Raw genomic sequence first — 25,215 nt, forward strand, 5'->3', positions numbered from 1 at the left:
GTAAGAAGCCTTCCCCCGGAGACGGATCAGGAATAACTTCGATTGCTCTTCGATTCGTGCCATCTTTGGGCAGGATCAAGAATAACTTTGATTACTCTCGATTTTGCCGTCTTTGCCGTGAACGATGGCATGGACATCATGTTTCGCGGCGTAGTCTTTCGCTTCATCCAAGGCTTCCTTTTTCGATGCAAAAGTCGACATCGGCTTGTCTCTGCCTTCCACCTTGAGCGCCCATCCGTCCTCGTGGGTGACGACATGGACATCGGCGTCGCCGCCACGGCCGCTGTGGGATCGGGAAGACTTGCCGGAGTGCTCGTCCCGTTCGTCATCCGAATGGGCAGACCTATGCTTCGAATGCTCTCCTTCACCGGTCGGATGGTCCTCATCCCACTTTTCCGCCTGGGCGGTGCCGATGGCAATGGCGCGCCCTTCTTCGTAGCCTTCTTCAAGCAGGGCATTGGCGATTTCGACTGCTTTATTCCGCACACGAGGCTCCAAATTTTTCATGGACACAGGATAATCATGCTTATTCCACGGCATTGTGAATCCCTCCTAAACAAGTTCTCGGTTACCCCTATATTACCCGGCGTCACGCGAATCAAACGATGGTAATCCGCCCGATATGCATTATAATGGGAAATATTGAGAATAAAGGAGTGAGGAATCGTGGTGGTGCAGATGCTGCTGGTACTGCTCCTGACGGGCATCATCCATACCGTGGACAGCCTCTCTTACGCTTTGCGGCTTGGCGGGCTGCGGAGCCGGAGGATTACGCTCGCCCTGTCCTTGTCAGGGCTGCTTGTGATCGTGTCGAGGACTTCCAACATGGCGCAGGGACCGATGGTCGGCAGCATGGTGGACAAGGCGCTGGCATCGGCCTCCTTTCATTTGGAATCCAGGCTGCATTTAATCATCGCCGCAGCGACGGCCGGTACAGCCGCAGCCATGCTGCTGTTTCCAAGTGTGGTGCGGATTTGCTCGCGGCTGGTCGTTCATTTGGAGGCTGCCGGTTCCATACCCCAAATGGTGAAGCAGCTGACCGCCGGGCGAAAATGGAAGAACGGGGCGGCGTATGTCAAGCTGCCGAATTTTCAGATGCTGCGCAGCCTGTTTAAAGGGCGCATGCCCAGGCGCCTGATGGCGATCAATATGGCGGTGACGGCCATTTATACCGTCGGCGTACTGTCCGCGCTGTATGCCGCTTATCTGTGGCCGGATTCCCGGCTGACGGCATCGACCTCATCCGGACTGATCAACGGGGTGGCGACGATTCTGCTGACGCTGCTCGTCGATCCGCGGATCGCCCTGTTGTCGGATCGGACGTTGCGGGGAGAGTCGCGTCTCGGACGGATGAACCAGGTACTCGGCCTGATGCTCGTATCCCGCTGCGCCGGGACCATCGCGGCCCAGCTGCTGCTCGTGCCCTGCGCGTTCTGGATCGGCTGGCTCATCTCCGGCTGACCTTGCGCGGTGGGAGATGAAAACGGCAATAAAAAAGAGGGTAAGGCAGCAGGCCTTACCCTCTTTTTCGTATAAATGAACCACAGCGCCTACCGGACGCTGCCCTCGCACTGAACGGCATTGTCGTGCTTATCCAAACAGCACTTTATATTCGGAATATCCTTCCTTATCCAGGTCTTCCTTCGCAATAAAGCGGAGCGCCGCGGAGTTGATGCAGTAACGAAGGCCATCGGGTCCCGGTCCGTCGTCGAATACATGGCCCAGATGCGAGTCCGAGCCTTTGCTGCGCACTTCGGTCCGTACCATCATATGGCTCAGGTCCATTTTCTCCTTGATGGAGTAGTCCCGGATCGGTCGGGTAAAGCTCGGCCAGCCGCAGTCGGAATCATACTTGTCCGTGGAACTGAACAGCGGCTCGCCGGACACGATATCCACATAAATGCCGTCGCCGTGATGATCCCAGAACTCGTTTTGGAACGGCCGCTCCGTGGCGTTGTTCTGGGTGACTTCGTATTGAATCGGCGTCAGGCGCTGCTTCAGTTCTTCCTTGTTTTTCTCGGGAGCCCAGTGCTTCTCCAGGAAGTCATCGCGGCCTGATCCTTTCCGATACCGTTTGTAATGTCCCTGGTTTTTCTTATGATAATCCTGGTGGTACTCTTCCGCTTCATAGAACGGGCCGGCAGGCAGAATCGGCGTAACGATCGGCTTGTCAAAACGCCCGCTTCTCTCCAGCGCCTGCTTGGACGCTTCGGCCTTCTCCCGCTGCTCCTCGCTGTGATAGAAAATGGCGGTCTGGTAGGAGGAACCGCGATCATAGAACTGCCCGCCCGCATCGGTCGGATCGATCTGCTGCCAGAACAGCTCCAACAGCTTTTCATAAGGAAAAATGTCCGGATTGAACGTAATCTGCACCGCTTCCACATGCCCCGTCGTTTCAGAGCATACCTCTTCATAGGTCGGGTTCGGCTTGTCGCCGCCGGTGTACCCGGACACGACGCTGATAATGCCCGGTAGCTCCTCAAACGGGGTTACCATGCACCAAAAGCATCCACCCGCAAAAGTGGCTTTATGTTCAACTGGTTGTACGTCGCTCATGATATCACTCCGTTTCTTTCAAATCGTAAGTAAAGGGTACAACTTCATTATAATCCATCCGCGCAAGGGAACCAAGAAACCCGGTTATTTCGGTCCCGTGCGGGAGAGGCGGCGGTACATCACCGCGATCAGCCCGAGCAACAGGACATAAACGGCGGCCGCGGCGGCGGAAATCCACGGATGTTCGGCAAGATTGCCGCCCAGGTAGGCATACAGCAGGATTCCCGGCACTTTGCCGATCCCGGAAGCGGCGGTGTAGCTCCAAAAGGGAAGCGCGGCGGCCCCGGCGAATATATTAACCGCCATCTGTGGAACGATCGGGATGACTCGCGCGGCGGCGATACTGACAAAAGGATGCGTTTCAATGAATGCGGTAAAGGTCTGCAGCGCCTTGATGCGTTCCAGATACTGCCTGCCCCGGTCTCGAAACAAGTAGCGGACGAGCCCGTACAAAATCGTGGCCGCCAGCATCGTTCCGAGCCAGGAGACGACCGCCGCCCACAGGGTACCGTAGGCATAGCCAAGCGCCGCGATGACCAGCTTATAGGGGACGACGGGGAACAGCGCAACCAGAGCGGCAATTCCGACCAGCAGGAGGAAGGGGGGGTTCCCGCTCAGCGCCCCCATAATCGCGTCCCGGTACAGGAAGGCCCAAACGAGAAGAAGGATGTACAGGAGGGGGAGCAGCCATTTTTTCATCATGATTTCCTTTCCACTTGGCCTATTCTCTCCATCATACCAAAATTAATGAATAAAAATCATAGTAATTGCCTCAGAGTTTTGCTATAATGGTCCCAACAAGTGAATAGTTCCCAAAGGGGAGTAGCTCATGCAATAAAGTCGTCATTACGGGATCGGTATCCCCGGCTTTATTGGCAACATTAATGTTGTTTTGCGAGACCTTTGCCTGATTTTTCATTAGGTAAAGGTCTTTTTTGATGGGCAAAAAAGCGCCGTTTTACCTGATGAAGGTAAGGGGCGCTTTTTTAGTGCGGCGACTAATCATTTTTTCATCATAAAAACAGAAAGGTGGAAATCGTATGGAATTGTTTACTATGGCATTTTGGGCAGCGCTTATGTCCATCGTCATCATTGACCTGGTTCTTGCCGGTGATAACGCCATTGTGATCGGGCTCGCCGCACGCAACGTCAAAAAAGAAGACCAGAAAAAAGTCATTATTTGGGGAACCGTGGGCGCCGTCGTCATCCGGGTCATCGCCACGCTGCTGGTCGTGCAGCTGCTGCTGATCCCGGGACTGCGTCTTGTCGGGGGAATCGCACTCATATGGATCGCGTATAAGCTGATGATTGACGAGAAAAAGCACGACATATCGGCAGGTAACCAGATGTGGGCGGCTATCCGTACGATCATTATCGCCGATGCCATGATGGGTCTCGATAACGTGCTGGCGGTAGCCGGAGCGGCCCATGGAGACTTCCTGCTCGTCATTGTCGGTCTGGCGATATCGGTGCCGATCATGGTGTGGGGCAGCACGCTCATTCTGAAGCTGACGGAGCGCTTCCCGGTAATTATTACGATCGGCGCAGCTGTGCTGGCCTGGACGGCATCCAAAATGCTGGTGGAGGAGCCGCTGATTCACGGCTGGTTTGCCAGCCCGCTTCTGAAGTACGGTTTTGAAGTGGTGGTCATTGCCGCCGTCGTTGCTTTGGGACTGCTCGCCAAAAAGAAAAAGCAAAAAGAAAACACTGCGGTAGAGTCGCTGTAACGGCTTAATTTTACCGGACAAACGCGGTATAATGGGTATCTGTCCGGTTTGACCGGAAGGTTCGTTTGACTGGAGAAAGGTGGACCCTAGGCATGAATATGATGAACCGTAAGCGGAGGATTGCGCTGGCAGGATTGGGCGATATCGCCCACAAGGTATATCTTCCGCTGCTGGCCCACCACGAGAAGGTGGAGGTTGCCGGGGTGATGAGCCGCTCCGAAGCTACGGTGCAGCGCGTAACGCAGACTTACCGGTTTCCCCGGGGGACGACCGATCTGGAAAAACTGCTGTCATGGGACCTGGATGCCGTTTTTGTCCACAGTCCGACAGAAACCCATTATGACGTGGTCAGAGCCTGTTTGGAACACGGGGTTTCTGTCTATGTGGACAAGCCGCTGACCACGGATCTCGCCAAGTCCAGGGAGCTGGCTTCCCTGGCTTCATCGAAGGGGCTGCTGCTCGCGGTAGGCTTTAACCGCCGGTTTGCCCCCTTGTATATGCGGGCGAAGGCTTGGGTCGAGGAGACCGGCGGATTTGTCCAGGCCGCTGCATCCAAGCACCGGACCACCCAGCAGAAGGGAAGCAGCAGCGACACGATTTACGATGATCTGATCCATATGCTGGACCTGCTGCTCTGGCTGGGCGGAACGGATTACGATTTGCTTCATCACCATCTAAAAGGGGATGAACAAGGCCGGCTGCTGCACACATCCGGCGAGCTCGGCCTCGGCGGGGACCGCACGGCAAGGTACAGCATGATCCGCCAAGCCGGCGCGGATCTGGAGAAGCTGGAGCTGCACGGAAGCGGCCGATCGGCAGAAATCGTCAATCTGGAGCATGCGGTTCTGTGCGAGCGTGGAGAGCCGCCCGAGACTTCGGGATTCGGAAGCTGGGACACGATCCTGCAAAGGCGCGGCTTCAGCGGAGCGGTGGACCATTTTCTGGAGCATCTCTCTTCTCCGGAGGATTGCACCATTCGCGCCGAGCGGGTAATGACCAGCCATGAGCTGGCATCGAGCCTGGCGGAACAGCAGAAGGGGGGGACTGACAATGGATGAACGGCAGAAATCGCTGGAAGAAGGTATCGTGGAAAGCTACCGGCAGGATGAGGATATGATGATCCTTGTTTTTGCGCAGTGGTGTCTCAATCACGGATTGGACCCCTTGGAACTATACCGGCAGGCCTACCCGCAGCAGGGTGTCAACGAGCGCCTGCAGCGGGTGCTGGACCTGACCGTCCCCAAAGAGGAAGCCGGGCCGATTCCGGACGACACCGTGCTTGGCGTACTGTCCATGTTCGGCAACGAGGACTTGGCGTTTGTCGTATCCGAAGCGATCGCGGCGAGAGCCAAAAAATAAGCGATTAACTGCGGCAACGAATTTTTTAAAGCAGGTCAGAAAGCCATGCCCCATATCCCGGGCATGGCTTCTTTGTTCATCAGGCGAGAGAGCATTCACTGCCGGCCGGTATTGCTCGCGGATGCTTCAAGCGCGTTTTTCACCGCATTCAAATATTGGAAGCCGTGATGCTGGTCCGGTTCAAGGTAAGCACCTTCCGCCCACTCGTTCCAAGCGTTGATGAACAGAAACTCGCTGCGGTACAGCCGGCTTGCCCTTTCAATTTGTCTCGCCAAATACCAGCCGAACTTGTGCGGGGAAGCTCCCATGCTGCTTTGCCCGTTTGCCCCGCGGCGCGGCGTGTTATCCCAGTTGACGAAGGCGCCCGGGAAAATCGTTTCCCCGGCACGATGATGCGAGCGGTTCAATATGTTTTCCCAGATGTGGTCATAATCCACGACGATGTGCGGGTCGCCGCTGTACGTATTGACATAGCTCCAGATCTGCTGCGAACGGCTATGCCCGAACGTATAGTGCGGCTCGAATTCCAGGCTCGCTTCGAAGCCAGCCTGATTGGGGAGGGGAAACCCGCCCAGCGTCCGCACGAAATAGATGCCGCTGAGCCCGTTACGCCGGGCCAAATCGTTCCACAACCGGATCATCTCTTCGCAGCGGGGAATGTTTCCAGGCCGATAGATGATAAACATCGGTTTGTCCTGAACGCGGATGTATCTCTCATCCCGGAAGGCGTCCAGCAGGGCGTTAAAATGCTCTTCCCAGTCGCTTTCATCCCCGTAATCCTGCGGCATCAACAGGTGATGATCACCGCCGTCCCATCTCCGGGTCCACGGCTCGTTGGCCCAGGACAGGCAGAACGGGATCCGGGGTTCGCCCAGCCGCAGCACCTCGTTAAAAGGCTTTTCGAGCAGGCGTTTTCCTTTGAACCAGTAGTGGTAATAACAAAAGCCGTAAATTCCGTAGGATTGGGCCGTGTCCGCCTGCCATGACCGCACGGCGGGGTCGGTCAAATCGTAGTAGTACTGATCGAGAGGCTCGCTGGGCTGCTTGTGCCCTGGGTACAAGGGGACGGCCTTCCGGGTATTTGTCCACTCTGTAAAGCCCTCACCCCACCACAAATCATTTTCAGGTATCGGATGAAACTGCGGCAGTAAAAATGCGATAAGCTTCAAGTTGACTAACCTCCCATAGAACTTCGGCGGCGGTTCTCTCCTGATCCCGGCGGGGGAGTGTCCGGGTTCGGCACAGTCCTAGCGCCGGGCGGCGAGATGGAGCAGCTTCAGCACCATTTGCAGGCACGAATTACGGTATTTGCTGCCGTACAGAGCGTTGGTCGACACATATCTCATGAGCTCCGGCCGTTCCATATAATACTGGAGCTTCTCCTGCAGGTCGCCGGCGGAGCGGAAAATGACGACATCTTCATCCGGCCGCATATAATCGTACAGGTTGGGTTCGTTCTCCGCCAGGAGGAAGCCCCCGCACGCGGCAATGGCCAAAACCTGCCCCGGTTCCGGCTGCGCATAAATAATCACGGAGGCCCCGTTATAATAATCCTGGAGATCCGCGAGCGGTCTAACGCAGGTTACGCCATCTTCGGGCTGCCATCCCAAACCCATGGCAAACACCTTTTTATCCGAGAGCAGTGGTTCAAGTTCAGCGAACATTTCCCGGATCCGCGGATCCGCATTGCCGATGAACAGAATGTCGGATTGATAAGCGCTGTTCACGGTTTTGGGGAGATACACGGAATGATCTGCGGCAAACGGCAAATAAAAGACATGTCTGCAGCCCATATAACGGTACAAAGGAATATGGTTGATATTTTGCGTGAATACGAGGTCGAAAGCATCCGCAATCGAAGACAGCTGATCGGCAGGCGCGGCGGCATCCGCTAACCAGACGGCTTTTACGGGAGATCCGGGCAGGGGCGGATCCTGCCATTCGTCAAAAAAGTTCGCATCGGGATTGCCCAGCACAAGCAGGAGATCGAACGGAATGCCAGTCAGCCCTGCGGGCAGGTTATAGAGGTGCTTTACGGGCGCCGCCACCTTCGTGACCAGCCTGAGCCCGTCAAGAATGGACTGTTCCGTATGCCAATGGCTATCCTCTAAAAGTAACGACCGCACAAGCACGTTCATTTGTTTGGTATCCACCGGGCCCGCAGCTTCGCGACCTCCGTCCGATACGGCGAAAGAGTTTGGCGCCGCGACCGGTTGTTCGGAGGGGACGGTCATCGTTTCGGCTGAAACGGGGGAGCCTGGCAGACTTGGTACCGTACCGGGAAGGGGAGACGGTTCCTTCCGTGTTCTTCCGCCGCTTTTTCTCAGCACGCGAACCACCATTTTGGCGATGTGCTTCTCGGTGACGGGATGCAAACGGATCTGGGTACGGCGGGGCCGCGCGTGGCTCCTTTTTTTATTCATGGCGTTTGTTTTCCCTCCTCATCGCCTTGGTATTGGGTCATATCAGTGTATGGTTGTATCATGAACGATGGCCTTGGACAACTGACCTGAAATGGGAAAAAAGGGCGGATGCTGCGGCAGGTACAAAAAAACCGGCGCTTCTCCGCGCCGGCTTCAGCCTGTCCTATCCGATATTTTAGTTCGGCGAACGGACGCCGATCCCGGTCTGGATCTGCTCCCTGTTCTCCATGCGGTATTCCTTGGGCGACTTGCCGAACCGGGACCGGAATACCCGGTGGAAATACGTATAGCTGCCGAATCCCGAAGTTTCCGCAATGTCTTCGAGCGACATCGGACTGAACACGATCCGCTCGCGGGCCATGTCCAGGCGAACATCCAGCGTATACTGCATAATGCTCGTCCCGAAGGCCTCCTTAAACAGGTGGACCGCCCTGGAGACGCTGATGCCTACATGCGACGCGACGTCCTCCAGCTTAAAGGATAACGAGGCATGTTCTTCGATATAATGCTTCATGCGGTATGCCAGGTACGTCCTCGGCGTCGTGGAGGGATGCTCGCTCAGAAGGCGGTCCGTTTCGAGGCATAAAATCCGCATATAGTATCCGGATATTTCGGGGTACGGGTTGGACATTCTCCGCTGCTCCAGCACGATTTGGCGGAACAGGCTGAGAAGGCTCTCGTTCAGAGGGACGCGGATGCGCGTCGGCCGTTTCTGCTTGTCCCACCACTGATCAATCCACGGCCCGCCGAAAAAAATATGATAGTCGCCGCTTTCCACGGCAAGCTCGCCCTGGGCGTTCAGTTCCTCACCGATCAACAGCTCGTACGGCTCATCCGGAGAATAGATCAGCAGATCGCCCGACTCTACCGGAACGAGCTCCCCGCCCACCAGTGCGCGGCATCTTCCGTCGGTCTGCAGACGCATTAGGTAATTTTTAACTCCGTCCATCTCGCTCATATAGAACGGCTTATGATGAAATGAAAATCCTGCTGTATAAATATGGACTGAATCTTGGGTGGACATGATAAGACTCCCTTTGCAATCAAAAAAATAATGACCAGATTGTTCATGTTTCGATCATATAATTCATTTTAATATAAATAAATTCGGAATACCATGTTACTAGATTGTTGAATACGCATTCAGCATCGTAAGGAGTGACTTTCGTGGAGAACAAAATGAAAGCCGGCATTATCGGCTGCGGCAACATCAGTGCCATTTACCTGGAGAATTTAAAGAAAAGTCCGGTCGTTGAGGTCGTGGCGGTTGCCGACCTGGTGATTGAACGCGCCCAGGCGCGGGCTGAAGAGTTTGGGATTGCAAACGCATACACCGTGGATGAGCTGCTGGGCAACGAAGAGATTGAGCTCGTCATCAATCTGACGATTCCCGGCAGCCATGCTTCTATCGATTTGGCGGCGCTTGAAGCCGGCAAGCATGTATACGCGGAGAAGCCGCTGGCAACCTCGCTGCAGGACGGCAAGCGCGTCATTGAACTGGCGGAGCAGAAAGGCCTGCGCGCCGGAAGTGCACCGGATACGTTCCTTGGATCAGGCGTGCAGACCGCCAAAGCGGCGATTGAAGCCGGGATGATCGGCGTGCCGGTGGCGGCAACGGCGTTTATGATGGGCGGCGGCCCTGAAGGCTGGCATCCGGATCCTGAATTTTTCTACACGCCGGGCGGCGGTCCGATGTTGGACATGGGTCCCTATTACTTGACGGCGCTCGTTGAGCTGCTGGGCTCGATCCGCCGGATCAGCGCCTCAGTGGGAGCCCAAATCCCGGTACGGACGATCGGCTCCGGACCGAAGAGCGGCCAGCAGATTCAGGTGCAGACACCGACCCATCTGGCCGGAACCATCGATTTTAAACAAGGCGCCATCGCCACGATGATTACCAGCTTTGATATTAAAGCCGGGGCCAATCTGCCGTGGATTGAAATTTACGGTACCGAAGGAACGCTCAGCCTGCCGGATCCCAACTTTTTTAACGGAGACGTCAAGCTTCGCCGCAGCGGTTCCAGCGACTGGGAAGTGCTGACGCCCGTTTTTGAGAGCACCCAGAACGAACGCGGCCGCGGTGTAAACGATATGGTCGAAGCGATCCGCTCGGGACGAAAGCACCGGGCCAACGGCAATCTGGCTTACCACGTGCTGGAAGCCATGTATGCCTTTGAAGAGTCTTCCATCAGCGGCAGCCATGTCGTGCTCGCGAGCAGCCATGAATAACCGTCATTCCCATGAGATGACCTATAAGCGAATACAGGGGTGAACCAATATGTTGAAGCTTGGACTGCAGTTATATACGGTTCGTGAAGAAATGGAAAAGGATTTTGAGGGTACGTTGAAGAAAGTAGCAGAGCTGGGTTATCTGGGCGTGGAATTCCACACCTTCTTCGGACGCTCCAGCGCCGAGGTCAAGAAGCTGCTGGACGAGAACGGTCTGGTCGCCATCGGTACCCATACGCCGTACGACCGGATGCAAAACGCACTGGACGAGGAAATCGCCTATAACAAGGAGATCGGCAACAGCAGCCTGATCGTACCTTACCTGGGCGAGGAACAGCGCAAGTGGGACGATGTATTTGATAACCTGAAGCGCATCGGCGAGAAATGCGCCGCGCAGGGGGCAACATTGCTGTACCATAACCACGATTTTGAATTTACGGAAACGCGCGGCGAGGAAACGGTGTTCGACGCGATGTACGAAGCGGTGCCCGCCGACCTGCTGAAGGTGGAGCTGGATACGTGCTGGGTGTATTATGCCGGCTACGATCCGGTGGAATACATCGAGAAGTATGCTGGACGCCTTCCGATTGTGCACTGGAAAGACGTGAAGCGCAAAGAGGACGGTACGCCGCAAACGGTCGAACTCGGCGCAGGCGAGGTCAATCTGGAAGCCGTGGCTGAAGCCGCGGATCAAGCCGGCGTGGAATGGATCGTTGTGGAGCAGGATTTCTGTGAAAGACCACCGCTCGAAAGCATTGCAGCCAGCATGGAATGGATTAAATCTTATGCCAGAAACGGAGGACCCGTGAATGTCTAGCTCAAGCAAAACCCTGAAAATCGGCATTATCGGCTGCGGAGGAATCGCAAACGGTAAGCATATGCCGAGTCTCAAGAAGCAGCCTAATGCAGAAATGGTTGCGTTCTGCGATATCGTGGAGGAGCGCGCCGAGAAGGCCGCTGCCGATTTCGGCGCTGAAGGCGCCAAAGTGTATACTGACTACCATGAGCTGCTGAAGGACGGCAGCATCGACGTCATTCATGTTTGTACGCCGAATGATTCCCACTCCGTCATTTCGGTGGCGGCGCTGGAGGCCGGTAAGCATGTCATGTGCGAGAAACCGATGGCCAAGACGGCCGCTGAGGCCAAAGAGATGGTGGAAGCCGCCAAGCGTACCGGCAAAAAGCTGACGATCGGCTACCAGAACCGGTTCCGCAACGACAGCCAATACTTGAAGGAGCTGTGCGAGAACGGGGAACTCGGCGACATTTATTACGGCAAAGCGCTGGCCATCCGCCGTCGCGCCGTTCCGACATGGGGCGTGTTCCTTGACGAAGAGAAGCAAGGAGGGGGACCGCTGATCGATATCGGCACCCACGCGCTCGACCTGACGCTCTGGCTGATGGACAACTACAAGCCGAAGAGCGTGCTTGGCAGCACCTTCCACAAGCTGGGGCATAAAGAGAATGCGGCCAACGCGTTCGGCCCGTGGAATCCGGAAGAATTCAAGGTAGAGGATTCCGCGTTCGGTTTTATTACGATGCAGAACGGCGCAACGATCGTGCTGGAGTCCAGCTGGGCGCTGAACGTCGTGGAAACCGGGGAAGCCAAAACGGTTCTCGCCGGCACGGAAGGCGGCGCAGACATGAAGGACGGCCTTCGCATCAACGGCGAGAGAATGAGCCGTCTCTACGAAACCACGGTGGATCTGAACGCCGGCGGCGTAGCTTTCTACTCCGGATCGGCCGAGACCGATGCCGACAAGGAGCAGCGCCTGTGGCTCGATGCCATCCTGGAAGATAAAGAGCCGGTGGTCAAACCGGAGCAGGCCTATGTGGTCACGCAGATTCTGGAAGCCATTTACGAGTCTGCCAAAACGGGCAAAGCCGTTTATTTTGAGGAATAGCCAACCTTTGCAAAGATGCAATCATGAATAGCTACAATAACCAAGAATGAGGAGGAGTACACTTGAAACTGGGAGTATTTATGGTATTGTTTGGTGGACGCAAACTGGAGGACGCTTTGGACTATGTCGTCTCCAAAGGATTGAAGGCCGTTGAAATCGGAACAGGGGGCAATCCCGGCAATGCGCACTGCAAACCGGCGGAGCTGCTGAAGGACGAAGCCGCATTGAAACAGTTCAAGGATGCGATCGATTCCCGCGGTCTCACGATCAGCTCGCTGAGCTGCCACGGCAACCCGCTGCATCCGCAGAAGCATCTGGCTCAAGCCGACCACGAGGATTTCGTGAACTCGGTGCTGCTGGCCGAGAAATTAGGCGTTGAAGTCGTAACCACGTTCTCCGGATGCCCTGGCGACCATGAGGATGCCAAATATCCGAACTGGCCGGTTGCGCCTTGGCCAAACGATTTCCAGGAAGTGCTCGCATGGCAGTGGGAGAACAAAGTCATTCCTTACTGGACTGAACAAGCGAAGTTTGCCAAAGAGCATAATGTAAAAATCGCGCTGGAACTCCACGGCGGATTTTCGGTGCACACGCCTGCGACATTGCTCCGCCTGCGTGAAGCTGCCGGCGATACGATCGGCGCCAACCTCGATCCGAGCCACATGTGGTGGCAGGGCATCGATCCGGTGCAGGCCATCCATATTCTGGGCCGTGCTGGCGCGATCCATCACTTCCACGCCAAGGATACCGTCATCGATCCGATCAACGTTAACAAATACGGCCTGACCGATATGCAGTCCTACACGAACATGCTGGACCGCGCTTGGCAGTTCCGCAGCGTAGGCTACGGCCATGACGTGAAGACATGGGCTGACATTATCAGCGCACTGCGCCTCGTCGGCTATGATTATGTCGTCAGCATCGAGCATGAAGACGGCCTGATGTCCGTTGAAGAAGGCTTCTCCAAAGCCGTTCAAAACCTGCAGCAAGTACTTATCGAAGAGCCACTCGGCGAGATGTGGTGGGTTTAGGAGGATAAACCATTGATTAATGTAACCATTTGGAACGAATTCGTTCATGAAAATATCCACGACGAAGTGAAGGCAGTCTATCCGGATGGCATTCATGCCGCGCTGGCGGCGGGACTGGACGGCAACGGCTTTGCGATTACAACGGCGACGCTGGACCAGCCCGAGCACGGATTGACCGAAGAAGTGCTGAATGCCACGGACGTGCTCGTATGGTGGGGACATATGGCCCACGACCGCGTCGAAGACGAAGTGGTGGCGCGCGTCGTAAAACGCGTGCTTGACGGGATGGGACTCATCGTGCTGCATTCCGGCCATTTCTCCAAACCGTTTAAAGCATTGATGGGTACCTCCTGCGACCTCAAATGGAGAGAAGCAGGGGAGCAGGAAATTATTTGGAACGTGAATCCTTCGCATCCGATTTCCATGGGCATCGACGCCAAAATCATTCTTGAGCATGAAGAAATGTACGGCGAATTTTTCGATATTCCGGCTCCGGATGAGCTCGTGTTTATCAGTAATTTCGAGGGCGGCGAAGTGTTCAGAAGCGGATGCACCTTCCGCAGAGGCCAAGGGAAGATCTTCTATTTCCGTCCAGGTCACGAGACGTTCCCGACCTATTACCAGCCGGAAATCCTGAAAGTTATCGCGAACGCGATCAATTGGGCGTATCCGCTCAAGACAACGGCACCGGTATTCGGCAACATGCAGCCGGTCAGAGAATTGAAATCGGCGGCGGTACTGTAGGTTTTCGCAAGACGCACCAAGCAAAAGCGGCGGTCCAAACCGCCGCTTTTTTTTTGATTGGCGGAGAATGCATTATTTCCGGGCGTCTGCAAATCATTGAATGGGTAATGAAGGAAGAGTCTCCCTTTGTAAGGGAATTTTCATTTGCGGAGCTTTCCAGCGGTTGTCTTGTTTCATTTTGCGCAGAAATGTGGTAAAATGAAATGTACTAACTTAATGTAAGCGTTCATGAGGCGTAACTGTTTACATGGATTCTGTAAAGAGGTGAAGATCATGAATCATCAACAATTAAACATGTGTCCGCGATTCGAAAATGCTTTCTCCATATTAGGAAAACGCTGGAACGGCTTGATCGTCTTTTCCCTGATGGATGGTCCGAAACGGTTCAAGGATATATCGAATTTAATCCCTTCGATGAGCGATAAGATGCTGTCCGAACGCATGAAAGACTTGGAAACGGAAGGAATTCTGGTTCGCAACGTTTATCCGGAAACGCCTGTCCGTATCGAATATGAGCTGACGGATAAAGGCAGAGCGCTGCGTCCTGTTATGGAGCAGGTTCAAGAGTGGGCAGAGCAGTGGGTTGAGCTGTAAAACCGTCCGAATAGGACGGTACAGCGATACCCGTCTAACGACAAACCTTCCTTCCATTAAGGAGGGTTTTTGTTAATTATAGGAAAAGACTTGCACCAAATGGCGGAGTCTGTAGTATAATTGGTAAAAAACTGCCTTTTCGGCGTATAAGGAGGCGGATGACGATGAGGAAGATCTTATTCTCCCAGGGAATCGGGTACGGCAAAGACGATGTACATGAGCTTGAAAGCGCTTCGGTCAAGGTTCGGGGCATTTACGACAAGACGCTCAGCATGCTGTGCCGGTATTGGCCGGAATCGATTTGGAAGCGCTGGACCATAGACAGGCCTGCTCAGGTGTCACCTGCCGACGAAGACAAAGACAAGAGCAGTACGATTTTTCAGAAATGGATTCAAGGTCCTACGGGCTGGAAATGCATCGGCTGTGAGCGGCATAACGTCGAGAGCCTTGGTGCGAACCATGCCTCGGCCGGAACGTCCAAGCATGAATACATCTTTTACAACGGCCGGCTGCAGAGCATACTGCTGCAGGTCATCATCTGGTCCCAGTATGAAGAAATCACGATGTTCCACCCCTTTCTTGGCGACACTCCTTTTTTCACAGAAGAAGAGCTGGGGGTCATCTCCACTTATTTTGTGCCTACCTATGTTCATGAAGCCCCCCTTATTCAACTTGGCAAAAGTTACAAGAAGCACAATATGAAATTTCCGATTTACCAGGAATATATATCAGCCCCGCCGCTGATGCTGCAGTTTGGGGGAGAGGTGCTGGAAGGCACGTGGATGACCGGCGTATACGTGGATCAGGCGAATTTTCTCGGTTTGGGTCCTTATTTGAAAAATACCGACGGTTCCCGCACGTTTATGGAGCCTCTCATCGACTGACAGGAAGGATCTGCCGGAATGCGCGGATTATACGGTTCGGCTCGAATATGGTAAAATAGAGTCCTCAGGGGAGGGCTCTATTTGCGTTTGGAAGAGTCCTGCGAGATTTGCGGAAACAAAGGTGGTTATTACGATGAGGAAGCCAGTTGTACACACTGCATTCATGATGTTGATCATAGCAACGCTGCTGCTGACAGGCTGCAAAAAAGCCGACCAGGACGAGGCATCGGCCAACGTTTATTCGAATGACGTCAATGGGGAGGTTTCTCTCTCGGAAAAGGACGGCTTCTTCTCATCGGCGGTCATCCAAAATTTACAACAATATTTGCATCAGGGCGTGACGGTCCGGGAAGGGCTGAAAAGAAGCGGCATTGTCAGTTTCAGTGACAACGGCAGTGTCCTGACGATCAGCCAGGTGTCCCTGGATCCTTTATTTGAGTGGGCATTTGAAATTAATGGCAAGAAGCTGGGCAAGGATAATCTCGACACCGTGCTGCAGGAGCACGACGAAATTTCCATCAACATTCAGTACGCCGATCCCAAAAAAGGCGGAAAAGATACGAAGGCTCCCGAGTTTACGGTGCTGAAACTGAACGGCGGGTCGATGAAACCCGATATGACGCATTCCTATGTGTATCCGTACTCCGCCAATCAAAGCGTTCGGGACGTCATGGCATACAGCGGTTTCGTGAAGATGACGGACAATAAAATGTACGTGGACACCGTCCAGGGATACAGCCCCAAATCGGTGGAGAAATGGGTCGTCAAGGTGAACGGAAAGGAACTGGTAGACAGCGGTTTGGAAATGAAGCTGACGCCGCAGGATGAAGTGGAAATCAGGCTGGAGCGGGCAAGCGTATGATGGACAAGCCCGAACCCGGCTGACAGCGGAAATGAAAGAAACGTGTAGGCAAGGGATACATGTCATGTTTGGAAGGAAGGGTAAAACCTATGTGGATGAACGAGAAGATCAAGGCGTCAGAAGTGGAATTAACCGGTTTGAACGGTGAGGATTTAGGAATTGTCAAGACAGGGGAAGCTTTGGCCCTGGCCCGCAAGCTGAAAGTGGACCTCGTTTGCACGTCGCTGATGAGCAGTCCGCCGCCGTGCCGGCTCGTGGCTGCTGCCGACGCCAAGAAGGAAGCCCAGGAAACGAAAGCCAAATCATCGGACCGGGTCGTAAAAGTGAAGGAAATCCGGTTGACCCCAAACATCGAGGACCATGACCTGGACACGAAGAAGCAGCAGGCATCGCGGATATTAAAAGCGGGAAATGCGGTCATGCTGGTGGTCCGGGTTCAAAGCAAAGAAGGCGCCGCCGCCAAAGTATTGCTGGAGGGCCTGGTGCGAGAATTGAAGGAATGGGGCCGTGCCAAAACAGGCATTCAGGTGAGCGGCAAGCAGGTTGCCGTCCAGATCGATCCGGTCGCATAATGAGTACATATTGGGTACAGCTTTCCCCAAGGAAAATAAGGGAGTATTAGCTGATGGACATCCGTTCGAAGAACAAAAGCCCCTGGCGCCTTTATTCAGGCACTCAGGGGCTATTCTGCGGTTCGGGTCAGTCTTTAAGCGATCTCCAGCCGTCGAGGTCATGAACGGATATCCCCGCAAATGAGGCGTTGACCTGGGCCAGCTTCTGCAGCTCGACCAGCTGGGAGTCCATATAGGCTTTGCCTTCCTCATAGAAGGTAATGAATCCGCCTTCGCTGCTCGGCTTCGTTTCGACGGAAGCAAAGGCCGGCTTGCCGAGATAGCTCGCTTCTTCCAGTTCGCGTTTGGCGGTGCTGTAGATGCCGTCCGCGGTATCCCGGTAGGACATGATCGCAACCGAGTCATATTGGCTGATCATGAAGCGGCTCAGCGTGCTATTTCCGTCCGCCGTCGTATAGTTACAGAGCCAGAACGGAATATCGGCGGCAACAGGAAGCTTCATCTCATGCACATATTCAGTGAGATACTCGACGTTCTCCTGCCACTGGCGGATGACAGAGGTCTGATCCGTCTTCCATTGAGGCAGCACATGGGGTTCAATGTCGACATGAACGCCCTGGAACTTCTCGCCCTCTGAAGCGCCGCTCTGGTAAGCCTGTACCCAGTCGAGGAAGCTTGTGATTTTGTAGCGATTCGACGTAAGTCCCCAGGAAGGGGCGCCACTGAGCGCATCGACACGGATATCCATCGCTCCGGCCTGTTTAATGAAGCTCTTATAGTAGGACGCAGGAATATCGCTGTTGGTCTGGAGATAAATCGTATTGATGCCGTGATCGGCCGAAAATTGCAGCATCTCCTGGGCTTCCGTCTTGATCAATTCCGTGTTCCACAGCCATGTGGCTTTGGTGTAGCCTTCCGCCTTAGCCTCGTTTGCGGGATAAAACCCCGCGGCAAACCATAACAAAACGACGGCAGCAATCCATCCTGAACGTAATGAAAATTTACTTGACATGACAATCGATACACTCCTTTATATGATATGCGGTACTACCTGATTCAATGGACCCTCTATCACGACAAAAAAACGATTCCTTAAGACCAGATCTGGCAGTGTTGAAAGCTTATGATGTTCCTGGTTTTGGCGGATCTCAGTCCTCCTTACAAGGATCAGTAGTCTGATAGCAGGCCCACGTCATGATAGGTAGATCTGCGTAGTAGATGAGTCCTTGGAAATGGGTGATATCCAATTAATCGGTTCTTTATTCCGCATAATATATAGGTCTAAAGAATCATTTAATAATATATGAAGAAAGCGCTTTAATGAATATAGGTATTTGGGAGGGTGAAGAGAGAAAAGTTAGAGGAAGGTAGAGGAGGGAATGGAAGCCGGTCTGAGCCTTTTTGCGCAAGAAAAAACCTCTGCGCTGGCGCACAGAGGGAAGGGATGCATTCTCTTAAATCCGGCATATTTCCTTCGGACAATGCTCACAGTGGCAGATGCCCTGCAGATGAGAAATGTTGTTAATGACAATCAGGCCGTCCTCGATGTCCACGGCACCGCATCTGCGGAGATCGCCCAGCATCCGGTTGACGCTTTCGCGGGTAGCTCCGATCAGGTTCGACAGATCCGTGTTGGTGAGCTTTTTGTGGATGACGATACGTCCTCCTGTATGTTCTCCGTAGGTATTGCCGAGCCGAATCAGCGTCGAGCAGAGCGCGCCAGGCTTGCCGTACATCATTAAATCCCGGAACTTGGTCTGCGTGAGGCGGTGATGGTTTCCCATCCATTTCATGAAGTCCATGGCAAAACCGCCGTCCTGGCAGATGAGAAATTCCATGTCCTGCTGGTCAATGACTCCGATGACGCTGTCCTCAAGCACTTCGGCGGTATAGCTGTGCGCGCGGCTGCCGATCGGGTCGGCCTGGCCGACGATATCTCCGCCTGTATACATATAGACGATAAGCTCTTTCCCTTCGACCGAGGATTTGCTCAATTTTACGCATCCGCTGTAGATATAGTAGAATTTGTCCGCCGAATCCCCTTCCCAGAACAGGTGGGAACCCGCAGGCATCTTCATTTCCGTCATCATGGAAAGCATCCGTGTGAAGTTGGCGTCCGAGAAGCAGCATGTATTTCGGGCCGTTTCCTGGAGTGCAGGCAGTGTGCTCATCGTTCATTTCCCCTTTTTAGCTTGCTGTAATGTGGTTGCCTTTTCCTTTATTATAGCGAGATTACGAGCGTCTGAGCGTGTTCCGGACAGCCGAAAAGTGTCAAATTTCTAACAATGTGATTATTTTCACTTGTTGTAGAGGATTTTCCCCCTCCATTAGCGGAATATTCTCCTTACGGATGCGGCGGCGGCTTCTTATAATTAAGCATGTAAACCAGAATGCTAAGGGGGTTTAACCAGATGAAGATGAAGAGAAGTTTGATGCTGCTAATCTCGTTATGCTTTGCAGCGTCGCTTGCGTTATCCGGTTGTGGAAGCGATAACAAATCGGCCGGAGAGTCGGGCGGCGGATCATCGGGAACGGAGCCGAAGACGGAGGAAGCGCAGAAGGCCGAACCGTTCGAGCTGACGCTGCGCCATACGCAGGTTGGCCAGGACAAGGAGAAGCGTTTTGCCATCCTTCAGGACGTCGTGAAAAAGACGGAGGGCGAAATCGAAGGGTTAACGTTCAAGCTGGACGGGGTGGAGTCCGACGTGAACCGGAAAGAAAAGCTGCGCGGTGAGATGGCAGCAGGCAACCCGCCGGATATTTTCGACCTGTTCGGCAGTCCTGATTCCAAAGTATACGCCAAAGAGGGCAAGCTGCTCGATTTGACGCCAATCATCGAGGAACTGGGGATTAAAGACAAATTCAGCTCCCTCGAGCCGTTCACGTACGAAGGCAAGGTTTACGGGCTGCCGATCGGCGGATCCGGCGAAGGCTTCTTCTACAACAAAGAGTATTACGATAAAAAGGGCTGGGCGCCGCCTAAAACGTTCGCCGAGCTGGAAGAGCAGCTGGCCGCGATCAAGGCGGACGGCAAAGTTCCTATGGCGGCAGCCTCCAAGGCAGGCTGGGTACCGCTGATGCTGACCAACCATTTGTGGTCGCGCTACGCCGGACCGGACATTACGAACAAATTCGCCACGGGCGAAGCCAAATGGAATGATCCAAACATGGTCAAGGCGTTTGCGAAGCATAAGGAATGGGTCGACAAGGGCTATTTCAAGAAGGGCGAGCTGGGCTTTGAATATGCCGAGTACACGACCCAGTTTACGAGCGGGGAAGCCATTCTGATGTATGACGGAACCTGGAAGTCATCGGTGTTCAAGCAGGGCGAATCCGGTGAAGGCATGATCGGCAAAGTCGGCTTCTTCAACCTTCCGCCAGTGGATGGCGGCGTAGGCGATCAGACGGCCCTGATGCGCGACGTCAACAACGGCTACGGCTTCTCGTCCGCGGTCGCCAAGGATCCGCGCAAGTTGGAAGCAGTGAAGGCCTTTATCAAAAACATGTTCAATGAGGAAATGCAGATCCGCGGCTTGGTGGAAGACGGGGTCCTGCCTGCCATGAAGCTTGACGCATCCGTGCTGGAATCAAGCATTACTGACGATCTGATGAAGCAAATCGTCGACGTGCTGAACACGGCACAATCCTCCTTCCCGGCATTCGACTCGCTCGTGCAAGCCGACGTGACGACGGAAATCAGCAACATTCAAATTCAAAAGCTGATCGGCAACCAGACGACGCCCGAGAAGATGGGCGAAGCGCTTCAGAAGGCACAAGAGGAAGCGAACTCCTTGGAAGAATAACGGTCAAAATGATGCGGTGTGCCTCGGGTAAAACCGGGGCACCTGTTTTTTTCGCAGATCCCCTCAACCTGAGGGAGCATGACATTTTTTCGGGCGGACGACTACAAGCGCCCGCGTTGGGAGGAACTCCATGAACAAAGCAATGAAGAATCCTGCGCTCTACGTCCTGTTTATTCTTCCCTGCTTGATTTTGTTTGCCATGTTTTTTCTGTATCCGATTGTAAGCTCGATCCGTTACAGCCTGACGAGCTGGAACGGCGTGTCCAGCGATCCGAAATTCATCGGCTTCGACAACTTCGCGAAGGCGCTGACGGAGAAGCGGTTTTGGACCGCGGCTAGAAACAACGGCTATTTTATTTTGTTCTCCTGCGGAATTCAGGTGCCGCTGATCGTATTTTTTTCGCTCCTGATCGCCCATGTCAAAAAACTGAAAGGGCTGTACAAGACGGCGGTATTTTTACCGTCGATCATGTCCACCGCCGTAATCGGCATCCTCTGGGGATTTATTTATGAGCCGAACATCGGGCTGCTGAACAATATTTTGAAAGTGTTCGGCATCGAACCGCTGTACTGGCTGTCCGACGAAAAATACGCGATGCTGTCCGTCTTGATCACCAATGCATGGCAGTGGACCGGCTTTTATATCGTCATGGTGCTCGCCGCCATTATTTCCATTCCCCGCGAGCTGGACGAAGCCGCCGCCATCGACGGCGCATCGGCTGTGCAGCGGGCGTTCTCCATTACGCTGCCGCTCATTAAGCCGATCATCTCCGTCGTCATTATGCTGTCCATCGCCGGAGCGATGAAAGCCGCAGACATCGTCATCGTCATGACGAAGGGCGGACCGGCGGGATCGACCGACGTGATGGCTACCTACATGATCAAATATGCCATTACCAACTTCAAGTACGGATACGGCAACAGCATTTCCGTTCTCATCTTCGTGTTTACATTAATACTGACCGCCCTGTACCAGCTGTTGATTGCAAGGCGCAGCGAAAGGATTGAATACTAATGACCAGGCTGATCAAAAAACTGCTGCCCCATATCGTCCTGATGGCCTACTTATTGGTTATTCTTTTCCCGTTCCTGTTCGTGCTGTTCTCCTCGGTCAAAAAGGATAACAACGCGATCGCGCTGAACCCGTTCGGCATTCCGAAGCAGTTTGCGTTGGGCAACTACGTGGAGGCTTGGGTAAACGCCAAGATCAGCACCTATTTTTTCAACAGCCTTTATATCTCGATTCTGTCGGCTGTCGTATCCATCCTGATCGCCGCGATGTTTGCGTTTGCGATCACCCGCATGCGGCATTTCAAAATCAGCGCGCTGCTGTCCGGCTTGATTCTGGTCGGCATGCTCATTCCGAACAACGCGCTTATGCTTCCCATCTATCTGCTCGTGCGGAAGCTTGGCATTTTGGATACGCATCTGGCGCTTATCATTCCGTACATCGCCAACGCGCTTCCGTTCTCGGTCATCATTCTGGCGGCGTTCATGAGATCCCTTCCCGGTGAAATCGAGGAAGCTGCCGTCATGGACGGGTTGAAAGCCCAGGGTATATTTGCTAGAATTGTCGTACCCCTGACGGTTCCGGCCATGGTTACGGTGTTTATCGTGAACTTCCTCGGCAACTGGAACGAGTTTTTGCTAGCCAACTACTTCCTCTCCAATGATTCGCTGCGAACCCTCCCGGTCGGGATGGTGCAGTTCCGGGATCAATATCAGATGAATTATGCGCAGATGTCGGCCGGCATTGTCTACAGTGTCGTACCGGTCATCGTGATTTACGCGATCCTTCAGGAGAAAATCATTGAAGGCGTTACAGCAGGCAGTGTTAAGGGATAACATGCGAAGAAACGGATGAATGCCAATGAATTTGCGAGTAAAATTGTTTACGGCATTTGTTACACTGATCATCGTTCCGCTGTGCGTGCTGGGAGTTGTCACCTTTATGGTGACCTCTCATTCGATTGAGACTAAATACAGCCGGCAGACGGAATATTCCCTTAAAGCCATCAGCTACAGCATCAACAGCGTGCTGAAACAGATGGACAACGTGACGGATAACGGCATCGCGACCTCGGTGTTTCATATGGCGCTCATCGCCAAGGACCCGACCAAACAGGATTTGAACGATGCCGAGCAGCTGAACCTGAACAACAGCCAGCGGAATTTCCGGAGCCTGCTGTATAACCATCCTGCCATCAGTTATGCCTATCTGTACAACCTGCAGGGCAGCGGGCCGTCGAGTACGGTCTCCATTTTTACGAAAGAAGATTTTAATACGCTGTCATTCGAAGAGTTTAAGGCCCACCCGTTATATCAAGAAGTCATGTCTCTGAACGGGGTTCCCAAATGGCTCGGGCCACATGAATACCCGGAAATTACCGGATCCGAACCGGTGTTTACGCAAATTCGGCTCATCAAGGAGCTGAGCTATTTTAAAAATATCGGGATATTGGTAACCCAAATTAAAAACTGGGATATCGAGCTGATCTTCCGCAACCTGTCCCTAAACCGCGGTATGCAGTCTACCGATTTTATGCTCGTGAACGACAAAGGACTTATTCTGTATGATCCGAATAAAGTGCTGGACGGCCAGCAAATCCAGTCCGTGATGAAGAAGGATGTCGAGTTCGGCGGAGACTTTCAGAGCTTCAAGGCGGCGTTTAACGGGGAAAAAAGCATCGTTTCGATTTATCATATGAATGATTTCAATTGGAGCCTGGTGTCCGTCACCTCGTGGAGCTCCCTGTCGCAGGAAACGCTGGTTTTTGCCAAATGGTTTATCGGCATTACGCTTGTCTGCCTTCTGGCGGCTGTGACCTTCAACATGGTCTTCATGAACCGAATTACCGGATCGATTGCGGTCATCGTCCGCTTCATGCGGAAAGTGGAAGGCGGGGATTTCAACGTCCAGGTTCATCACCGGGGCAAAGACGAGCTGCATATTCTGGCGAAGGGCTTTAACGATCTGGTTGAACGGGTCAACGGCTTGTTCCAACAAATCCAGAAGGAGCAGAAGCAGAAGGCGAAAGCGGAGCTGCGGGTGCTTCAGGCCCAGATCAAACCGCATTTTCTGTTCAATACGCTCGAGTCGATCAACGTCCTTGCCGTTCAGAACGAAGGGGAAAAGGTCAGCGAAATGGTGCACCGGCTCGGGAACATTCTGCGGATCAGCATTCAGGACAACGAGGAGATTACGCTTGGCCAGGAAATCGAGCATTTGCAGAGCTATTTGGAAATCCAGAAATTCAGGTTTCAGGATTTGTTTGAATACGAGATCGACATCCCGGCGGAGCTGCGGAGCCGCAGCGTGCTGAAGCTGACCCTGCAGCCGCTCGTCGAAAACTGCATTCAGCACGGTTTTGAAGGAATCGGCTATAAAGGCATGATTTATGTGTCCTGCTGGAAAGAGCGCGGCCGGATCGTCCTGCAGGTGCAGGACAACGGCATCGGCATCAGCCCGCGTCAATTGTCTGCTTTTGAGTACATGAAGAGCGATAATACGGAACACCAGGACGAGAAGGATATGCAGGTGAACCAGGAGCGGAGGGGACTCGGCGTGCGCAGCGTGGCCGACCGCATAAGGATTCACTACGGCGAGGTATACGGGTTGTTCATTTGTTCGTCAGGCACCACCGGAACGATAATTCAATGTATCATACCAGACAACGAGTGGAGGGACTTGGATGATTCTGAACGTGCTGCTGGTTGATGATGAAGCCCCGATTCTGAACAATCTGAAGAGCGTCATTCCGTGGAACGACATGCAAATGCAGGTGTACACCGCCCGGAGCGGGCAGGAGGCGCTGGACATTTGCGGTCTTCACACTCCCGATATTGTGCTGTGCGATATCCGTATGCCGGTGATGGACGGACTGACCTTGATCGGGGAGCTCCGCAAAGGCGGTTCCGCCGCCGAAATCATTCTGCTGACAGGATATCAGGAATTCGAGTATGCGCGGAAGGCGATCAAGTATAATGTCAGGGAGTACATTTGCAAGCCAATCCACTACAAAGAGCTGGAGAACACGATTCGATCCGCCCGTGAAGATATTCTCTTGAAGCGGCGAAGTGACCCGTTCCAGGTGACCGTTGCCCGGATTGAGGAGGACAGCAGGGAAAGCGCGTCCAGAAAGAGCCCGCAGCAGCTAATGTCCGAAGCCATCCTATATATCGGCGAGCGGCTGGGCAACGATTTGGGCATTGAGGAACTGGCAGGACACCTGGGCATCAGCTGCAGCTATTTTTGCCTGTTGTTCAAAAATCATCTCGGGGTCACCTTCGTCGAATATTTGACCGGCAAACGGATCGAAACCGCTAAATATCTGCTTACCCACAGCGACAAAAGCATCACACAAATCGGCAGCAGCATCGGCTACCAGGAGCGGAGGTACTTTACCAAGGTGTTCCAGCGCCACACCGGGCTGACGCCGTCCGAATTCCGTGATCAAACCAAGGGCAGATCGGCAGGGTAGCTGACAGACGTATGGATGGAGCAATATATGAATAGGGAGTGGGCAT

The 25,215-nt window shown here is 53.7% G+C and carries 26 protein-coding genes; 18 read left to right on the forward strand and 8 right to left on the reverse strand.

All coding sequences use genetic code 11. The features are described 5' to 3' along the window. Positions 1-75: 75 nt before the first annotated feature. On the reverse strand, positions 76-540 hold the full coding sequence (locus CJP46_RS27930; protein ID WP_094598892.1) for a DUF2188 domain-containing protein: 465 nt from the start codon (positions 538-540) through the stop codon (positions 76-78). Positions 541-666: 126 nt separating this feature from the next. On the opposite strand from CJP46_RS27930, the gene CJP46_RS27935 reads away from it, so the two are divergent. Beyond that, positions 667-1,461: a lipid II flippase Amj family protein gene (locus CJP46_RS27935; protein WP_256992554.1), complete on the forward strand. Its 795-nt coding sequence runs from the start codon at positions 667-669 to the stop codon at positions 1,459-1,461. Positions 1,462-1,590: 129 nt separating this feature from the next. Here the strand turns inward: CJP46_RS27935 and msrB are convergent, their stop codons facing one another. Both msrB and CJP46_RS27945 read right to left on the reverse strand, forming a co-directional pair. Next, on the reverse strand, positions 1,591-2,556 hold the full coding sequence (gene msrB, locus CJP46_RS27940; RefSeq protein ID WP_094598893.1) for a peptide-methionine (R)-S-oxide reductase MsrB: 966 nt from the start codon (positions 2,554-2,556) through the stop codon (positions 1,591-1,593). An 84-nt stretch (positions 2,557-2,640) separates the two neighbouring features. Next, complete coding sequence (locus tag CJP46_RS27945; protein ID WP_256992555.1) at positions 2,641-3,258, reverse strand: TVP38/TMEM64 family protein; 618 nt, start codon at positions 3,256-3,258, stop codon at positions 2,641-2,643. Positions 3,259-3,596: 338 nt separating this feature from the next. On the opposite strand from CJP46_RS27945, the gene CJP46_RS27950 reads away from it, so the two are divergent. The 3 genes from CJP46_RS27950 (at position 3,597) to CJP46_RS27960 (ending at position 5,642) form a co-directional block, all read left to right on the forward strand. Beyond that, positions 3,597-4,283: a TerC family protein gene (locus CJP46_RS27950; RefSeq protein ID WP_094598894.1), complete on the forward strand. Its 687-nt coding sequence runs from the start codon at positions 3,597-3,599 to the stop codon at positions 4,281-4,283. 92 nt (positions 4,284-4,375) lie between these two features. Beyond that, positions 4,376-5,341, forward strand: coding sequence for a Gfo/Idh/MocA family protein (locus tag CJP46_RS27955; RefSeq protein WP_306431100.1), 966 nt, complete (start codon positions 4,376-4,378; stop codon positions 5,339-5,341). After that, positions 5,334-5,642, forward strand: a complete 309-nt coding sequence (locus CJP46_RS27960; protein WP_094598895.1) for a hypothetical protein — start codon at positions 5,334-5,336, stop codon at positions 5,640-5,642. Before CJP46_RS27955 ends, CJP46_RS27960 begins: the two co-directional genes overlap by 8 nt. A 95-nt stretch (positions 5,643-5,737) precedes the next feature. Here CJP46_RS27960 and CJP46_RS27965 read toward each other — a convergent pair whose 3' ends face one another. The 3 genes from CJP46_RS27965 to CJP46_RS27975 form a co-directional block, all read right to left on the reverse strand. Continuing rightward, complete coding sequence (locus CJP46_RS27965) at positions 5,738-6,811, reverse strand: glycosyltransferase WbsX family protein (protein WP_094598896.1); 1,074 nt, start codon at positions 6,809-6,811, stop codon at positions 5,738-5,740. Positions 6,812-6,889: 78 nt separating this feature from the next. Continuing rightward, positions 6,890-8,065, reverse strand: coding sequence for a glycosyltransferase family protein (locus CJP46_RS27970; protein ID WP_094598897.1), 1,176 nt, complete (start codon positions 8,063-8,065; stop codon positions 6,890-6,892). Between the two features lie 175 nt (positions 8,066-8,240). After that, complete coding sequence (locus CJP46_RS27975; protein ID WP_094598898.1) at positions 8,241-9,089, reverse strand: AraC family transcriptional regulator; 849 nt, start codon at positions 9,087-9,089, stop codon at positions 8,241-8,243. Between the two features lie 155 nt (positions 9,090-9,244). Between CJP46_RS27975 and CJP46_RS27980 the strand changes: the two genes are divergently transcribed. From CJP46_RS27980 to infC, 9 genes are all read left to right on the forward strand, one after another. Continuing rightward, a complete protein-coding gene (locus CJP46_RS27980) occupies positions 9,245-10,294 on the forward strand; it encodes a Gfo/Idh/MocA family protein (RefSeq protein ID WP_094598965.1) in 1,050 nt (349 codons plus the stop codon). Positions 10,295-10,343: 49 nt separating this feature from the next. Next, the gene (locus CJP46_RS27985; RefSeq protein WP_094598899.1) at positions 10,344-11,111 is read left to right on the forward strand and encodes a sugar phosphate isomerase/epimerase family protein; all 768 of its coding nucleotides are present in this window, start codon (positions 10,344-10,346) and stop codon (positions 11,109-11,111) included. After that, positions 11,104-12,198 (forward strand): Gfo/Idh/MocA family protein, encoded by a 1,095-nt coding sequence (locus CJP46_RS27990; RefSeq protein ID WP_094598900.1) that lies wholly within the window; start codon positions 11,104-11,106, stop codon positions 12,196-12,198. The genes CJP46_RS27985 and CJP46_RS27990 overlap by 8 nt, the downstream gene beginning before the upstream one ends. 62 nt (positions 12,199-12,260) lie before the next feature. Then, positions 12,261-13,229: a sugar phosphate isomerase/epimerase family protein gene (locus CJP46_RS27995; protein ID WP_094598901.1), complete on the forward strand. Its 969-nt coding sequence runs from the start codon at positions 12,261-12,263 to the stop codon at positions 13,227-13,229. Between the two features lie 12 nt (positions 13,230-13,241). Then, positions 13,242-13,973 (forward strand): ThuA domain-containing protein, encoded by a 732-nt coding sequence (locus tag CJP46_RS28000; RefSeq protein ID WP_094598902.1) that lies wholly within the window; start codon positions 13,242-13,244, stop codon positions 13,971-13,973. Positions 13,974-14,246: 273 nt separating this feature from the next. After that, positions 14,247-14,567, forward strand: coding sequence for a winged helix-turn-helix transcriptional regulator (locus tag CJP46_RS28005; protein WP_094598903.1), 321 nt, complete (start codon positions 14,247-14,249; stop codon positions 14,565-14,567). Between the two features lie 164 nt (positions 14,568-14,731). Then, positions 14,732-15,451, forward strand: a complete 720-nt coding sequence (locus CJP46_RS28010; protein WP_094598904.1) for a hypothetical protein — start codon at positions 14,732-14,734, stop codon at positions 15,449-15,451. 133 nt (positions 15,452-15,584) lie between these two features. After that, on the forward strand, positions 15,585-16,313 hold the full coding sequence (locus CJP46_RS28015) for a hypothetical protein (RefSeq protein ID WP_143813042.1): 729 nt from the start codon (positions 15,585-15,587) through the stop codon (positions 16,311-16,313). Between the two features lie 89 nt (positions 16,314-16,402). Beyond that, on the forward strand, positions 16,403-16,885 hold the full coding sequence (gene infC, locus CJP46_RS28020; protein ID WP_094598906.1) for a translation initiation factor IF-3: 483 nt from the start codon (positions 16,403-16,405) through the stop codon (positions 16,883-16,885). A 127-nt stretch (positions 16,886-17,012) separates the two neighbouring features. On the opposite strand, the gene CJP46_RS28025 is transcribed toward infC, so the two are convergent. After that, the gene (locus CJP46_RS28025) at positions 17,013-17,897 is read right to left on the reverse strand and encodes a hypothetical protein (protein ID WP_256992556.1); all 885 of its coding nucleotides are present in this window, start codon (positions 17,895-17,897) and stop codon (positions 17,013-17,015) included. A 442-nt stretch (positions 17,898-18,339) separates the two neighbouring features. Beyond that, positions 18,340-19,056: a Crp/Fnr family transcriptional regulator gene (locus CJP46_RS28030; RefSeq protein ID WP_094598907.1), complete on the reverse strand. Its 717-nt coding sequence runs from the start codon at positions 19,054-19,056 to the stop codon at positions 18,340-18,342. 246 nt (positions 19,057-19,302) lie between these two features. On the opposite strand from CJP46_RS28030, the gene CJP46_RS28035 reads away from it, so the two are divergent. From CJP46_RS28035 to CJP46_RS28055, 5 genes are all read left to right on the forward strand, one after another. Next, complete coding sequence (locus CJP46_RS28035) at positions 19,303-20,688, forward strand: ABC transporter substrate-binding protein (RefSeq protein ID WP_179281364.1); 1,386 nt, start codon at positions 19,303-19,305, stop codon at positions 20,686-20,688. Positions 20,689-20,818: 130 nt separating this feature from the next. Next, entirely contained in the window at positions 20,819-21,703 is an 885-nt protein-coding gene (locus CJP46_RS28040) for a carbohydrate ABC transporter permease (protein ID WP_094598909.1), read from the forward strand. Further along, complete coding sequence (locus CJP46_RS28045) at positions 21,703-22,533, forward strand: carbohydrate ABC transporter permease (RefSeq protein WP_094598910.1); 831 nt, start codon at positions 21,703-21,705, stop codon at positions 22,531-22,533. Before CJP46_RS28040 ends, CJP46_RS28045 begins: the two co-directional genes overlap by 1 nt. Before the next feature lie 25 nt (positions 22,534-22,558). After that, complete coding sequence (locus tag CJP46_RS28050) at positions 22,559-24,406, forward strand: cache domain-containing sensor histidine kinase (protein ID WP_094598911.1); 1,848 nt, start codon at positions 22,559-22,561, stop codon at positions 24,404-24,406. Beyond that, positions 24,381-25,169: a response regulator transcription factor gene (locus CJP46_RS28055; RefSeq protein ID WP_306431101.1), complete on the forward strand. Its 789-nt coding sequence runs from the start codon at positions 24,381-24,383 to the stop codon at positions 25,167-25,169. The genes CJP46_RS28050 and CJP46_RS28055 overlap by 26 nt, the downstream gene beginning before the upstream one ends. Positions 25,170-25,215 lie beyond the last annotated feature (46 nt).

The organism is Paenibacillus sp. XY044 (genome assembly GCF_002257645.1).
Lineage (GTDB): Bacteria > Bacillota > Bacilli > Paenibacillales > Paenibacillaceae > Paenibacillus_AQ.